The following is a 15,164-nucleotide window of genomic DNA, read 5'->3' as shown; positions in this document are numbered from 1 at the left end:
ACCGCATACAAGTCGCCTGCCTGCCGGCCCGTGAACGCGGCAAAATCAGGCACTTGGCCAAAGCGGCGCACGTGTCAGGGCTTTGTCCTCCCATACGCCGAAAACGACGCCCTTCTGTCGAAAACGCGGCAGGACATCGCCGCACCGGCGTGCCAAGTTGGCCCCATGCGCATGATCATCTCCTTCGCGGCCCTTTTCCTGTCGGTCATCCTGTTGCAGCTGTCCACCGGCGGCGTCGCCCCGCTCGATGCGCTGTCCGGGCTGACGCTCGACTTCTCCACGCAGGAAATCGGCTTTCTCGGCTCGGCGCATTTCTTCGGCTTCTTCATCGGTTGCTGGTTCGCGCCGCGCCTGATGGGCTCGATCGGCCATTCCCGCGCCTTCGCCGCCTTCACCGCCGCAGGCGCCATCGGCCTTCTGATGCACATGATCATCATTGACCCCATCGCCTGGGCGCTGATGCGCGTAGCCTCGGGCCTGTGCATCGCCGGGTGCTACACTGTGGTCGAGGCCTGGCTGCAAGCCAAGGTCACCAACGAGACGCGCGGCCGCACCATGGGCATCTACCGGGTGGCCGACATGGGCGCGTCGCTGGTGGCGCAAATGCTGATTTCCGTTCTGGAACCGGCCTCCTACATCTCCTACAACATTCTCGCCATCATCTGCTGCGCCTCGCTCCTGCCGCTGACGCTGACCACCGTGCGCCAGCCCGAAACGCCCAAGGCGCCCCGTCTGCGCCCCATGCTGGCGGTCGAATGCTCGCCGCTCGCCGCCGCCGCCGTGATCGTAGCGGCCCTTTCCAGCTCCACGTTCCGCATGGTCGGGCCGCTCTATGGCCAGCAAGTCGGCCTCGCGCTCGATCAGATCGCCTGGTTCCTCGCCGCCTTTGTCCTCGGTGGGGCGCTGGCCCAGTATCCGGCGGGCTGGCTCGCCGACAAGTTCGACCGCCGCCACGTGATGATCGCGCTGTCGCTCGCCGCCATCCTGTGCTGCATCGTCACCGCCCTGGCCGGACCCACCTCGCCCAACGGCGCCATGATCGCCGCCTTCTTCTTCGGCTTCACCGCCTTTCCGATCTATTCCGTCGCCGCCGCCCACGCCAACGACTTCGCCACCTCCGAACAGCGGGTGGAACTCTCCGCCGCGCTCATGTTCTTCTTCGCCCTGGGCGCCATCGCCGCGCCCTACGTGGCCTCCGCCCTGATCGAACGCTTCGGCCCGCAGGCGATGTTCGTGATGATCGCCACGGCCCACGCCGTGCTCATCGTCTTCAGCTTCGTGCGGATGCTGGCCCGGCCCAGCGCCGGCGCCCGCACCCGCTATGTCTGGTCGCCGCGCACCTCCTTCCTGATCGGACGCCTGACCCGCACCGCCCGCGAAGGCGACAAACGCACCGATCCCTGACGCCAACCGCCTCTGGCACAGCCCGCGCCATTGCGTTACACGAACGCCCAAAGCTCAAGGACGTCTCGCAATGGCCCGCCACCTCATCACCTCCGCCATTCCCTACATCAACGGGATCAAGCATCTCGGCAATCTCGTCGGCTCCCAGCTGCCCGCCGACCTCTACGCCCGCTACCTGCGCGGCCGGGGGCACGAGGTGCTGTTCCTCTGCGCCACCGACGAACACGGCACGCCCGCGGAACTCGCAGCCGCCAAAGCCGGCAAACCCGTGGCCGAGTATTGCGTGGAAATGTGGGAAGTGCAGGACAAGCTGGGCCAGGGCTTCCGCCTCAGCTTCGACCATTTTGGCCGCTCCTCGTCCGAGCAGAACCGCAAGCTCACCCAGCATTTCGCCGGCAAACTGTATGAGGCCGGGCTGATCGAGGAAGTGACCGAGAAACAGGTCTATTCCAACGCCGACGGTCGCTTCCTGCCCGACCGCTATATCGAGGGCACCTGCCCCAATTGCGGCTTCGAGAGCGCCCGCGGCGACCAGTGCGACAACTGCACCAAGCAACTCGACCCGGTCGACCTGATCGATCCGCGCTCCACCATTTCCGGCTCGACCGACCTCGAGATGCGCGAGACCAAGCACCTCTACCTGCGCCAGAGCCAGATGAAGGACCGGCTGGAAGACTGGATCGACACGCGGGACGGCTGGCCGGTGCTGACCACCTCCATCGCCAAGAAATGGCTCAATGACGGCGACGGACTGCAGGATCGCGGCATCACCCGCGACCTCGACTGGGGCGTGCCGGTGCAGCGCGGCGATGCGCCCTGGCCGGGCATGGAAGGCAAGGTCTTCTACGTCTGGTTCGACGCCCCCATCGAATACATCGCCTGCGGCGCCGAATGGGTCGAGGCCGGCAAGGGCGACGACTGGGAACGCTGGTGGCGCACCGACAAGGGCGCCGAGGATGTCCGCTACACCCAGTTCATGGGCAAGGACAACGTGCCGTTTCACACGCTCAGCTTCCCGGTCACGATCCTCGGGTCGGGCGAGCCGTGGAAGCTGGTCGACTACATCAAGTCCTTCAACTACCTCAATTATGACGGCGGCCAGTTCAGCACCTCGCGCGGGCGCGGCGTGTTCATGGACCAAGCGCTCGAGATCCTGCCGGCTGATTATTGGCGCTGGTGGCTGCTCTCCCACGCGCCCGAAAGTTCGGACGCCGAATTCACCTGGGAAAACTTCCAGGCCGGCGTAAACAAGGACCTCGCCGACGTGCTGGGCAACTTCGTCAGCCGCGTGACCAAGTTCTGCCGCTCCAAATTCGGCGAAGAGGTCCCCGAGGCGGGCAGCTACGGCCCCGACGAGACCGCGCTGATCGAGACGCTCACCACCCGCATCCGTGCGTATGAGACCCACATGGAAGCCATCGAGGTACGCAAGTCAGCGACCGAGCTGCGCGCCATCTGGGTCGCCGGCAACGAATACCTGCAAACCGCCGCCCCATGGTCGACCTTCAAGGAGGACCCCGAAAAGGCCGCCATGCAGATCCGCCTGGCGCTCAACCTCATCCGGCTCTACGCGGTGATCTCGGCCCCCTTCATCCCCGACGCCTCCGCCGCGATGCTGCAGGCCATGCAGACCGAATACTGCCACTGGCCCGACGACGTGAGCGAGGCGCTGGATAGCCTGAAACCCGGCCACGCCTTCACCGTGCCGGACGTGCTTTTCGCCAAGATCACCGATGACCAGCGCGAGGAGTGGGCCACGCGCTTCGCCGGCACCCGCACCTGACGCCCACCGCCAAATCTTTTCAGAAAAGATGTGCCAAAAGCTTTCTCAAAGCTTTTGGCCGCTCAACTTTGGTACCCGCGGCCGGACTCGAACCGGCACGGCCTTTCGGCCTGGAGATTTTAAGTCTCCTGTGTCTACCATTCCACCACGCGGGCACAGGCCCCCGTCGTAGCGCGACGGTTTCGCGATCACAACTCCTCTTCGCCCTGTTCCAGCACCGGCAAGAGGTGCCGCTCGCCCAGCCACGGGTTCAGCGCCAGAGCCGCGCGTAACGCCAGCGCCGCCTCGCCGTTGCGGCCCAAGGCGTGCAGGGTCAGCGCCTGCCCTGTCCGCGCCGCCACATGGCGCGGCTGCAACTCCAGCGTCCGCTTCAGGTCCGGCAATGCCGCCTCGAAATCCTCTCTCAGGAAATGGATAAAGGCCCGCTGGTTGTACCCTTCAGCATAGTCCGGGCAGTACTCCACCAGGGCCTCGGCCGCCGCCATCGCCGCGTCATAGTCATACGCCTCGCGCCGCGCCATCGCCTCGTCCAGCAGGCCTTGAGCCTTCGCGTCCGGCGCTTCGGCCCACAGCGCCCACATCTCGTCCGACAGTGCCCGCCCCGCCGCCTCGTCCGGCGCCGCCTGCGCCGCGTCGATCAACCGCGACAGCGCCTCCGCGTGATCGGGCGGTTCGGGGCAGGTCCCGGCCCAGGCCGGGCCGGCCAGCACGCAGGCAATCAGAAAATGTCTCATGGACATCAATGATGCCCCGCGCGCCCGCAAAATCAACGCGCAAATGCGCCCCGCTCAGAACACCTCGGACAGCGCGTTCTCCTTGACCGCCTCCATCGCCACGTAGGTCGAGGTTTTCGACACATGCGGCAAGGTGCTGATCTGCTCGGCCAGAACCCGGCGATAATCCTGCATGTCCTGCGTCCGGATCTTCATCAGGTAATCGAAATTTCCCGCAATGAGATGCACCTGTTCGATCTCGGGGATCCGCTTCACCGCCGCGTTGAACTCCGCCAGCGCGCTTTCCCGCGTGTCGGTCAGGCTCACCTCGACGAAACTCACATGATCCAGCCCCAGCCGGATCGGATCCACCAGCGCGCGGTAACCCGAGATCACGCCCTCGCGTTCCAGCTTGCGCAGCCGCGCCTGCGTCGGCGACTTCGACAACCCGATCCGCCCGGCCAGTTCGGTGATGCTGATCCGCCCTTCGGCCACCAGTACGCGAAGAATCGCCTTGTCGAACTGATCCAGCTCGCTTGCATCCATTTGACTTGTCTCCACGCCGAATTACCGTCTCTTTATCCCGCAAAATGACACCAATCGGGAAATCAGATCAGATATACAGTGGTACACTAGTCCAAACCGCCATCCCCCAGCAAGAGGACCGCAATGCCCTACGATTCCGACCTGCGCCGTGTGATCGACCAGACCACCTATGCCGAAGAGGCCGAAACCGTTGCCCGCCTGACCGAGGTGGCGGGCCTCACGGAAGAAGACCGCGTGCGCATCTCGAAATCCGGCGCCGACCTGGTGCGCCGCATCCGCAACCAGTCCGACCCCGGGCTGATGGAGGTGTTTCTTGCTGAATATGGCCTTTCGACCGACGAAGGCATCGCGCTCATGTGCCTGGCCGAGGCGCTCCTGCGCGTGCCCGACGCCGACACGATCGACGCCCTGATCGAGGACAAGATCGCACCCTCGGACTGGGGCAAGCACATGGGCCATTCCACCTCCCCGCTGGTCAACGCCTCGACCTGGGCTTTGATGCTGACCGGCAAGGTACTGAAGGACGAACACCCCGGCCCCGTCGGCCACCTGCGCGGCGCCATCCGCCGCCTGGGCGAGCCGGTGATCCGCACCGCCGTCGGCCGCGCCATGCGCGAGATGGGCCGCCAGTTTGTGCTGGGCGAAACCATCGACGCCGCCATGGACCGCGCCGCGAAGATGGAGAAGAAGGGCTACACCTACTCCTACGACATGCTGGGCGAGGCCGCGCGCACCGACGCCGACGCCATCCGCTATCACCTGGCCTATTCCCGCGCGATCAGCGCCATTTCCAACGCCTGCACGCACAAGGAAATCCGCAAGAACCCCGGCATCTCGGTCAAGCTCTCGGCCCTCCACCCCCGCTACGAGGTGGCGCAACAGCATCAGGTGATGGACGTGCTCATGCCCCGCCTGCGCTCGCTCGCCATCCTCGCGAAATCCGCCCGCATGGGCCTCAACATCGATGCCGAGGAGGCCGACCGCCTGTCGCTCTCGCTCGAGGTGATCGAGGCCACGCTCTCCGAGCCATCCCTGGCCGGATGGGACGGTTTCGGCGTCGTGGTGCAGGCCTACGGGCAGCGCGCCAGCCACGTGCTCGACTACCTGCACGACCTGTCGCAAAAGCTGAACCGCCGCATCATGGTCCGCCTCGTCAAGGGCGCCTACTGGGACACCGAGATCAAGCAGGCCCAGGTCGAAGGCATCGACGGCTTCCCGGTCTTCACCTCGAAACCGGCCACCGACATTTCCTACATCGCCAACGCGCGCAAGCTCCTGTCGATGACCGATCACATCTACCCGCAATTCGCCACGCATAACGCCCACACCGTGGCCGCCATCCTCGACATGGCCAAGGAAATGGACAAGGGCACCGAGACGTTCGAGTTCCAGCGCCTGCACGGCATGGGCGAGGCGCTGCACAACATCGTCATGAAAGAGCACGGCACCAACTGCCGCATCTACGCCCCCGTCGGCGCCCACCGCGACCTGCTTGCGTACCTCGTCCGCCGCCTTCTGGAAAACGGCGCCAACTCCAGCTTCGTCAACCAGATTGTGGATGAGGACGTGGCCCCCGAAACCGTCGCCCGCGATCCATTCGAGGCCTACAAGGACGACCGCCCACAACTGCCCACCGGGCCGGAACTCTTCCTGCCCGAACGCCCCAATTCCAAGGGCTTCGACCTCAAGCACCAGCCGACGCTCGACGTCATCGAGGCCGCGCGCGGCCCCTTCGCCAACGCTACGTGGGAAGCCGCACCGCTGATCGCGGGCACAGCCGCCCCCGAAGAGGCCGAAGCGGTCTCCAACCCCGCCGACCCCTCCGACAGCCCCGGCACCGTCGCCACGGCCAGCAAGAAAGACATCGAAACAGCCCTCTCCGCCGCCGCGCCTTGGGACGCTCCGATCGAGGAGCGCGCAAAAATCCTCAACGCTGCCGCCGATCTCTACGAGGAAAACTTCGGCGAGATCTTCGCCATCCTCGCCCGCGAAGCCGGCAAGACCCCGATGGACGCCGTGGCCGAACTGCGTGAGGCCGTGGATTTCCTACGCTATTACGCCGCCAACGCGCCGCAGGACCCGCCCGTGGGCATCTTCACCTGCATCAGCCCGTGGAACTTCCCGCTGGCCATCTTCACCGGCCAGATCAGCGCGGCCCTCGCCGCCGGCAATGCCGTGCTAGCCAAACCGGCAGAGCAAACCCCGCTGATCGCTCATTACGCAATCTCTCTGATGCACAAGGCGGGCGTGCCGAACACGGCGGTCCAACTCCTGCCCGGCGCGGGCGACGTGGGCGCGGCGCTCACCTCCGACCCGCGCATCGGCGGCGTGGCCTTCACCGGCTCCACTGAAACCGCGCTCAAGATCCGCGCCACGATGGCCGAAAACCTCGCCCCCGGCGCGCCACTCATCGCCGAAACCGGCGGGCTCAACGCGATGATCGTCGATTCCACCGCCTTGCCCGAACAGGCCGTGCAGGCCATCGTCGAATCCGCCTTCCAGTCGGCGGGCCAACGCTGCTCCGCCTTGCGCTGCCTTTACGTGCAAGAGGACGTGGCCGAAGGCTTTACCGAAATGCTCACCGGCGCAATGGACGCGCTCTCAATGGGCAAACCGTGGTCTCTGTCCACCGACGTGGGCCCGGTCATCGACGAAGAGGCGCGGCAAGGCATCGCCGATCACATCGAAAAGGCCCGCGCCGACGGTCGCCTCATCCACGAAATCCCCTCGCCCAACTCCGGCTGCTTCATCGCGCCGACGCTCATCAAGGTGAACGGGATCGAGGACATGCAGCGCGAGATCTTCGGCCCGGTCCTGCACATGGCCACCTTCAAGTCGCGCAACCTCGACAAGGTGATCGGCGCCATCAACGGCACCGGCTATGGCCTGACCTTCGGCCTGATGACCCGCATCGACGACCGCGTCCAGCACGTGACCGAGGCGGTGCACGCCGGCAACATCTACGTCAACCGCAACCAGATCGGCGCCATCGTCGGCAGTCAACCCTTTGGCGGCGAAGGGCTTTCCGGCACCGGCCCCAAGGCGGGCGGTCCCAACTACCTCGCCCGGTACACGGCCCGCCCGGCGGACACGACCGACGCCACCTGGGACGGCACAATGGACGCCAAGGCGGTGCAATCCGCGCTCGACAAGGCGGCCAAGGGCCACACACCCGAACCGGTCGAGGCCATCGTCCTGCCCGGTCCTACCGGCGAGTCGAACCGCCTGACGGCCCATGCCCGCCCGCCGCTGCTCTGCCTTGGCCCGACGAAGGACATGGCCGAGGCGCAGGCCAAGGCGGTCGAGGCCCTTGGCGGTCGCGCCCTGCGCGCCACCGGCCTCGTCGAGCCGGAGGCCCTGACCACGCTCACAGGTTTCTCCGGCGCGCTGTGGTGGGGTGACGCCGACATGGCCCGCGCTTACGCCAAGGCCCTCAGCCAGCGCAATGGCCCGATCCTGCCGCTGATTACCGGAATGCCGGACACCGGCCACGTCATGGGCGAACGCCATGTCTGCGTCGACACCACGGCGGCGGGCGGCAACGCGGCCCTTCTGGGGGGCGTGGCCTGAGTGAAAGCCGGCACCCCGGCTTTTTCTTGCTGAAAATACTCATATCCCGCCGCCCGCCACGGGCGCGGGATATGACGTATGTCACCACGCCAAGCCCACCGCGCCCATTTTCTGCGCAGAAAATGGCTTGGAAAATACGAATTTTCCAAAGCAGAATTCGCGCAAATTCCGCCCGCCCGGCCGCACGCGCGCGCTTGACCTTCCTGCGGCGCGCGGCCAACTTGCGACAATGATCCCCATACGCGACCATAACCCCTCGGGGCGTACCCCGTTCGTCACCTACGGGCTGATGATTCTCAATATCGGGATCTTCCTCAGTTACTTCCCCGCACTTTCAGGCGATCCGCGCGCGTTGATGGTGTTCTATTACGACTGGGCGATGGTCCCGGCCCTGGTCACCAGCGAAGGCACTTACACCACGCTCATCACCTCCACCTTCCTGCATGGCGGCTGGATGCACCTTGCCGGCAATATGCTCTTCCTGTGGATCTTCGGCGACAACATGGAAGAAGAGTTCGGGCACCTGGGCTACCTCCTCTTCTACCTCGCCTGCGGGTTGGCCGCCAGCGGGGCACAGCTTATCGCGGCCCCGCTCAGCCAGGTGCCCACCGTGGGCGCCTCGGGCGCCATCGCGGGCGTGATGGGCGGCTACCTGCTCCTGTTCCCCAAGGCCAAGATCGACATCTTCATCTTCCTGGTCTTCATCATCCGCATCATCTCGGTCCCCGCCTGGATCATGCTGGGCCTGTGGTTCATCTTCCAGCTTTTCGGCGGCGCGGGCAGCAGCGCCGACGATGGCGGCGTGGCCTACTGGGCCCATGCCGGCGGCTTCGTTGCCGGTCTTGTCCTGACCCTGCCGCTCTTCCTGCGCCGCGGCGGTCCGGCCTATTGGGACCGCACCGAAGGCCACCCGCCGCACCCGGAGGCGAAATACAAGCTCAGCCGCACGAACATTCCCAAGGTCACCCGCAAATGACCCTGCACAAGGCCAGCTGCCATTGCGGCGCGGTGCGCTTCACGGTCGATATCGACGGCCCCATCGAGGGCGCGATGCGCTGCACCTGTTCCTTCTGCCGCCGCCGCGCCGCGCCCAATATCAGCGTGCCGCTCGACCGCCTGACCATCACCGATGGCGCCGACAACCTGACGCTCTACACCTGGGGCACCGGCACGGCACAGCACTATTTCTGCAAGACCTGCGGGATCTACACCCACCACCAGCGCCGCTCGGACCCCAATGAATACGGCGTGAACCTGGGCTGCATCGACGGCCAGAACCCGGCCCATTACGAGCCGATCCCTTGGAACGACGGCGTCAACCACCCCTCCGACGCGAAACCGGGCTAAAGCGTTTCCGGGTCAGTCTGAAACATGCATCGCTTTTTTGCGTCTCCTGTGGCAGCGAAAAGCGATCCGGTGTGTCCCGGAAACTCTCCAGACCGGCCTCAGGTGTTCCGGATGATTCCGGCGAACTTGTCGAAAATCGCCTCGTTGGCGCACACCACGTCGCCCCGCTCCAGCAACTCGGCGCCCGGTGTCAGCGACTCGACGAACCCGCCCGCCTCTTTCACGATGATCACGCCCGCGGCAATGTCCCAGGCGTTCAGCCTGCGCTCCCAGAACCCCTCGTAGCGCCCCGCCGCCACATAGGCCATGTCCAGCGCCGCCGATCCCCAGCGCCGCACGCCGGCGCAGGTCGGCATCAGCCGCGCCAGGTCCTGCAAGGTCGCCGGCAGGTCGCCGCGCCCACCGAAGGGCACGCCGGTGGCAAAGATCGATTCGATCATCTTGGTCCGGCCCGACACCCGCAGGCGCTTTTCGTTGATGAACGCCCCCTCGCCCTTCTCGGCCAGGAACATCTCGTCCTTGGCGGCGTCGAAGATGACCCCCGCCACGACCTGTCCCTTGTGCTCCAGCGCGATCGAGACGCACCAATGCGGCAGCCCGTGCAGGAAATTCGTCGTCCCGTCCAGCGGGTCCACGATCCAGCGGCGTGTCGGATCCTTGCCTTCTTCCTCGCCACCTTCCTCGGCCAGCCAGCCATAGGTGGGCCGCGCGCCCATCAGCTCTTCCTTCAGAATGGCCTCGGCGGCGATGTCGGCGCGGCTGACGAAATCGCCCGCGCCCTTCATGCTCACCTGCAGGTTCTCGACCTCGCGGAAGTCCTTGACCAGCGACCGCCCCGCCTTGCGCGCGGCTTTCAGCATGATGTTGAGGTTTGCACTGCCGGCCATGTCTCGGGCTCCTTTGGGGTCAGGCCGCGCGTATACGCGGGCCTGCTCCAGCCTGCAAGAGGCCGCAGACGCCGGCGCGGCGACACCCCCTTTCCACCCGGCCGCCCTGCCCGTAGGTTTGCACCGAAACGGCAACAGGAGTCGGCGCATGGACAAGGTCAGCTTCACCCAGATGAAGGACGGCACGAAAGAGGATTACGAATTCCTCAACGAGCACGAGATCGATCATACGAAACACACCGCCAAGCGCCTGATGAAGGCGCTGGTGGAGCTGGATGAAAGCCTGTCGGGCTACCAGATCACGCGCCTCGGACATTCCCTGCAATCGGCCACCCGCGCCTGGCGCGACGGCGCGGATACCGACTGGGTCGTGGGCGCGCTTCTGCACGATATCGGCGACATCTACGCGCCCTACAATCACGACGAATACGCCGCCACGATCCTGAAAACCTTCGTGCGCGAACAGGTCACCTGGTGCGTCGCCACCCATGGCGATTTCCAGATGCTCTATTACGGCCACCACCTCGACGGGGCCGACCCCAACAAGCGCGACCGCCACGCCGGACACGCCTATTTCGACGACTGCGCCGAATTCTGCGAACGCTGGGACCAGGCCTCGTTCGATCCCGGCTACGACACCCTGCCGCTCGAGTTCTTCGCGCCCATGGTCGAGGAGGTTTTCGCCCGCACGCCCTATGACCCGGAGGTGATCCGCCCCGGCGCGCGCGAACCGCTGGTGAACGGCGACGTCGCCGCGACGCGCTAGGGCAGGTCCGCCGACCGGACGCCAACATCGCCGGCCCACCACGACCGCTTCGGGCCGTGGTACACGGTCAGCGTCGCGCCCGGTCCGTACCCGTCGAGCCTGCCAGCACGATACTTCAGGCTCTTGGCTTCTCGCCCCGCGTCATCGCGCCAGACCAGCCGGTACCAATTGCCTTCTTTCCGGGTCTGAATCCTGTCAACGCGCAGAACAGTGCCCTTGCCTTTGCGCCCATGCTGACGCCCAAGGTACCCAGCAACGGCCTTGCGCCCGGAAAACCAGAGAATCCCAAGCCAGAGCACGCCCATCAGCAACGCAAACCACTGCGCCATCCGCCCCTTGTTCCGAAAGCTGTCTGGCACCAGCTCGACCGTCTCCGGCTCTGACGGCAGGTACCACAGGTCCAGGGTTTCACGCGCGCTTGCCCTCTCATAAAGGTCGCGCCCCACCTTCTCGGACACGGCGACCCCGCCCCCATTCTCGGTCGCAAAGCGCAGGTCCAGATGATAGTCGGTAACCGTCCGGCCATCGCGCCGCCGCTCCGAGGTATAGGCGCGTTCCACCTGCGCCACGGTCTTGATGCCTTCCGTCGCAAATCGGTGGGCGGTGATAAGCTGGCTATAGGACACCACCGTCATCACGATCACGATGACCATCCCAAGCAGGAAATCCTTGCCGCCGATCCGAAAAAAGAGGCGCACAACGCCCGGGGACTGGTTTACGATCGGATGTATCATGCAGTCCACCTGCACTTTGCGCTGCTTACCCTTGCCAACTCTTGCATGCGGGATTTATCGCTGACCATACCGGCCCTGAAAAGGGAAAAGCGCGTCGTATTCTCCCCTCGATGCTGACCAATTGCGTGATTGTTTCCAAAGTTCGTTTCAAATCCACCTGCTATCCCTGGCTTGCCTCCCCTCGCTCACCGCGCCGCACTCCAAGAAAATAGCGCCCGCATCTTTCCCTTGCCCCGCGCTTTCGGTATTCGACCCAAGACCTTATTTCCAAGCACGGGACCCGCATCATGGCGATGGAAAAGACCTTCAACGCAGCCGAGGCCGAACCGCGCCTCTCGTCCGCTTGGGAAGAGAGCGGCGCCTTCAAGGCCGGCGCCAATGCCAGGCCCGGGGCCCAGCCCTATTCCATCATGATCCCGCCGCCAAACGTGACGGGCAGCCTGCATATGGGCCACGCCTTCAACAACACGTTGCAGGACATCCTGATCCGCTGGCACCGGATGCGCGGCTTCGACACGCTCTGGCAGCCCGGCACCGACCACGCCGGCATCGCCACGCAAATGGTGACCGAACGCGACATGGCCGCGAATGGAGAGCCCACGCGTGTGGAAATGGGCCGCGAAGACTTCGAAAAACGCGTCTGGCAGCAGAAGATCAAGTCGCGCGGCACCATCATCGGCCAGCTGAAGCGCCTCGGCGCTTCCTGCGACTGGTCGCGCGAGGCGTTCACCATGTCCGGCGCGCCGTCGGCCCCCGAGGGCGAGGAGGGCAATTTCCACGACGCCGTCATCAAGGTCTTCGTCGACATGTACGAGAAGGGCCTGATCTATCGCGGCAAGCGGCTGGTCAACTGGGACCCGCATTTCGAGACCGCCATTTCCGATCTCGAGGTCGAGAACACCGAGGTCGCCGGCCGCATGTGGCACTTCAAGTACCCTCTGGCGGGCGGTGCGACCTACACATATGTCGAGCGGGACGAGGACGGAAATGTCGTGCTGGAGGAGACCCGCGACTATATCTCCATCGCCACCACGCGCCCCGAAACCATGCTGGGCGACGGCGCGGTCGCGGTTCATCCGTCAGATGAACGGTACGCCTCAATCGTCGGAAAACTTTGCGAAATCCCCGTTGGCCCGAAAGAGCATCGTCGCCTGATCCCGATCATCACCGACGACTACCCGGACCCGAATTTCGGCTCGGGCGCGGTCAAGATCACGGGTGCGCATGACTTCAACGACTACGGCGTGGCGCAGCGCGGCGGCATCCCGATGTACCGATTGATGGATACCAAGGGCGCGATGCGCGACGACGGCGCGCCTTACGCCAGGATGGCCGAGATCGCCATGGCCGTGGCCAAGGGCGAGCGCTCCCTGACCGAGGCCGAGGCCGACACGATCAACCTCGTCCCCGACGACCTTCGCGGCCTCGACCGCTTCGAGGCGCGTGAAAAGGTCGTCCAGCAGATCACCGACGAGGGTCTGGCGGTAAATGTTGAGAATGATCAAGGCGAGACCGTCCCGCTTGTGGAAAACAAGCCGATCATGCAGCCTTTTGGCGATCGCTCGAAGGTCGTGATCGAGCCGATGCTGACCGATCAGTGGTTCGTGGCCACCGACAAGATCGTCGGCCCCGCCATCGAGGCGGTGAAATCCGGCGACGTCACCATCATGCCCGAGCAGGACCGAAAGGTGTATTTCAACTGGCTGGAAAACATCGAGCCCTGGTGCATCTCGCGCCAGCTCTGGTGGGGGCACCAGATTCCGGTCTGGTACGGCTTTGACCTGTCCGCACCCGATTTCCGCGACCGCGAAGGCGACGGCGCGCTGGATCTCGTTGAAATGCTTGAGGTTCTCAACGAAAGCCACTTCGCCCCGCTGATGGAATGCGGCCATGATTTCGAGACGACCGCGCAGGCCTTCACCGCGCAGCTGACCGACCTGCCCACGCCGCTGGCCTCGATGACGGTGGTCGAGGCGAAGGACCGCGAGGATGCCCTGCATCAGCTTGCCTCCAGCCTTGCCGACTACACCGCCAGCCAGGATCCCACGCACCTGGTCTACCCGGTCTGGCGCGACCCCGACGTGCTCGACACCTGGTTCTCGTCAGGTCTGTGGCCCATCGGCACGCTGGGCTGGCCCGAAAAGACGCCCGAGCTGGAAAAATACTTTCCCACCAGTGTGTTGGTCACCGGCTTTGACATCATCTTCTTCTGGGTCGCCCGGATGATGATGATGCAATACGCCGTCGTGGGCGAAAAGCCGTTCTCGGATGTCTATGTCCACGCTCTCGTCCGCGACGAGAAGGGCAAGAAGATGTCCAAGTCGCTCGGCAACGTGCTCGACCCGCTGGAGCTGATCGACGAATACGGCGCCGACGCCGTGCGCTTTACCCTGACGGCCATGGCCGCCATGGGGCGCGACCTTAAGTTGTCGCCGCAACGCATTGCCGGATACAGGAATTTCGGCACCAAGCTCTGGAACGCCGCGCGTTTCGCCGAAATGAACGAGGCGGTCGGCAGCACCGGCGCCATTCCGCAACCGAAACAGACCGTAAACCGCTGGATTCTCGGCGAAACCGCCAAGACCAAGGCGCTCGTCGATTCCGCGCTGGCGCAATACCGCTTCAACGATGCCGCCAACACGCTTTACGCCTTCGTCTGGGGCACGGTCTGCGACTGGTACGTGGAGTTTTCCAAGCCCCTCCTGCTCGACGGCGAAGGCGAGGTGAAGCAGGAGACGCAGGACACAATGGCTTGGGTCATCGACCAGTGCCTGATCCTGCTGCACCCCATCATGCCCTTCATAACCGAAGAGCTCTGGGGCACGCTGGCCAGCCGCGACGGGATGCTGATCCACGCCGACTGGCCCACCTACGGCGACGAGCTGATCGATACCGAGGCGGATGCCGAGATGAACTGGGTCATCGCCCTGATCGACTCCGTCCGCTCGGCCCGCGCGCAGGTCCATGTGCCGGTGGGGCTCTACACGCCGCTGCTCGTGACCGAGTTCTCGAAGTCCGCACGCCTTGCCTGGGACAACAACGCCACGATGATCAAACGCCTTGCCCGGGTCGAGGCGCTGGAAGTGGTCGAGAGTTTCCCCAAGGGTTGCATCACCATCCCCGCCGAGGGCGCCAGCTTCGGCCTGCCGCTGGCCGATGTCATCGACGTGGCCGAGGAAAAAGCGCGGCTGGAGAAAACCCTCGGCAAGCTGGAAAAGGAACTGGGCGGTCTGCGCGGTCGGCTGGGCAACCCCAAATTCGTCGAAAGCGCCCCCGACGAGGTGGTCGAGGAAGCCCGCGAGAACCTCGCCGCCCGGGAAGAGGAAGAGAGCAAGCTGCGCGCCGCCCTCGGCCGTCTGGCCGAACTGGGCTGACAGACCCTTGCTTTTTCTTGCTTGAAATACTCCTAACGCC

11 protein-coding genes and 1 tRNA gene are annotated in these 15,164 nt (G+C 64.9%); 7 read left to right on the top strand and 5 right to left on the bottom strand.

Annotated elements, in window-relative coordinates:
• Positions 1–165: 165 nt before the first annotated feature.
• Together ACQY4V_RS03350 and metG are read left to right on the top strand one after the other, a co-directional pair.
• On the top strand, positions 166–1,404 hold the full coding sequence (locus ACQY4V_RS03350) for an MFS transporter (RefSeq protein ID WP_428515500.1): 1,239 nt from the start codon (positions 166–168) through the stop codon (positions 1,402–1,404).
• 70 nt (positions 1,405–1,474) lie between these two features.
• Positions 1,475–3,187 carry a methionine--tRNA ligase gene (gene metG, locus ACQY4V_RS03345; RefSeq protein WP_428515499.1) on the top strand — a complete coding sequence of 571 codons (1,713 nt, stop codon included), beginning with the start codon at positions 1,475–1,477 and terminating at the stop codon, positions 3,185–3,187.
• Between the two features lie 69 nt (positions 3,188–3,256).
• Here the strand turns inward: metG and ACQY4V_RS03340 are convergent.
• The 3 genes from ACQY4V_RS03340 to ACQY4V_RS03330 all read right to left on the bottom strand — a co-directional run bounded on the left by ACQY4V_RS03340 (position 3,257) and on the right by ACQY4V_RS03330 (position 4,446).
• A tRNA-Leu gene (locus ACQY4V_RS03340) sits at positions 3,257–3,342 on the bottom strand.
• 33 nt (positions 3,343–3,375) lie between these two features.
• Positions 3,376–3,921 (bottom strand): tetratricopeptide repeat protein, encoded by a 546-nt coding sequence (locus tag ACQY4V_RS03335; protein ID WP_428515498.1) that lies wholly within the window; start codon positions 3,919–3,921, stop codon positions 3,376–3,378.
• A gap of 54 nt (positions 3,922–3,975) precedes the next feature.
• A complete protein-coding gene (locus ACQY4V_RS03330) occupies positions 3,976–4,446 on the bottom strand; it encodes an Lrp/AsnC family transcriptional regulator (RefSeq protein ID WP_057792645.1) in 471 nt (156 codons plus the stop codon).
• Positions 4,447–4,569: 123 nt separating this feature from the next.
• Between ACQY4V_RS03330 and putA the strand changes: the two genes are divergently transcribed.
• From putA to ACQY4V_RS03315, 3 genes are all read left to right on the top strand, one after another.
• Positions 4,570–8,016, top strand: a complete 3,447-nt coding sequence (gene putA, locus ACQY4V_RS03325; protein WP_428515497.1) for a bifunctional proline dehydrogenase/L-glutamate gamma-semialdehyde dehydrogenase PutA — start codon at positions 4,570–4,572, stop codon at positions 8,014–8,016.
• 229 nt (positions 8,017–8,245) lie between these two features.
• Positions 8,246–8,992, top strand: a complete 747-nt coding sequence (locus ACQY4V_RS03320) for a rhomboid family intramembrane serine protease (protein WP_428515496.1) — start codon at positions 8,246–8,248, stop codon at positions 8,990–8,992.
• Positions 8,989–9,363, top strand: coding sequence for a GFA family protein (locus tag ACQY4V_RS03315; RefSeq protein ID WP_428515495.1), 375 nt, complete (start codon positions 8,989–8,991; stop codon positions 9,361–9,363). Before ACQY4V_RS03320 ends, ACQY4V_RS03315 begins: the two co-directional genes overlap by 4 nt.
• Before the next feature lie 98 nt (positions 9,364–9,461).
• Here ACQY4V_RS03315 and ACQY4V_RS03310 read toward each other — a convergent pair whose 3' ends face one another.
• Positions 9,462–10,250 carry an inositol monophosphatase family protein gene (locus ACQY4V_RS03310; protein ID WP_428515494.1) on the bottom strand — a complete coding sequence of 263 codons (789 nt, stop codon included), beginning with the start codon at positions 10,248–10,250 and terminating at the stop codon, positions 9,462–9,464.
• A 148-nt stretch (positions 10,251–10,398) separates the two neighbouring features.
• Between ACQY4V_RS03310 and ACQY4V_RS03305 the strand changes: the two genes are divergently transcribed.
• Positions 10,399–11,016 (top strand): HD domain-containing protein, encoded by a 618-nt coding sequence (locus ACQY4V_RS03305; RefSeq protein ID WP_428515493.1) that lies wholly within the window; start codon positions 10,399–10,401, stop codon positions 11,014–11,016.
• Here the strand turns inward: ACQY4V_RS03305 and ACQY4V_RS03300 are convergent.
• Positions 11,013–11,750 (bottom strand): hypothetical protein, encoded by a 738-nt coding sequence (locus tag ACQY4V_RS03300; RefSeq protein ID WP_428515492.1) that lies wholly within the window; start codon positions 11,748–11,750, stop codon positions 11,013–11,015. The genes ACQY4V_RS03305 and ACQY4V_RS03300 overlap by 4 nt on opposite strands.
• A gap of 287 nt (positions 11,751–12,037) precedes the next feature.
• On the opposite strand from ACQY4V_RS03300, the gene ACQY4V_RS03295 reads away from it, so the two are divergent.
• Positions 12,038–15,124 (top strand): valine--tRNA ligase, encoded by a 3,087-nt coding sequence (locus ACQY4V_RS03295; RefSeq protein ID WP_428515491.1) that lies wholly within the window; start codon positions 12,038–12,040, stop codon positions 15,122–15,124.
• The last annotated feature ends 40 nt before the right edge of the window (positions 15,125–15,164 follow it).

Source organism: Roseovarius sp. (assembly GCF_965277045.1).
Lineage (GTDB): Bacteria > Pseudomonadota > Alphaproteobacteria > Rhodobacterales > Rhodobacteraceae > Roseovarius.
Note: the sequence above shows the minus strand (reverse complement) of the source record. Positions and strands in the feature narration are given on the sequence as shown.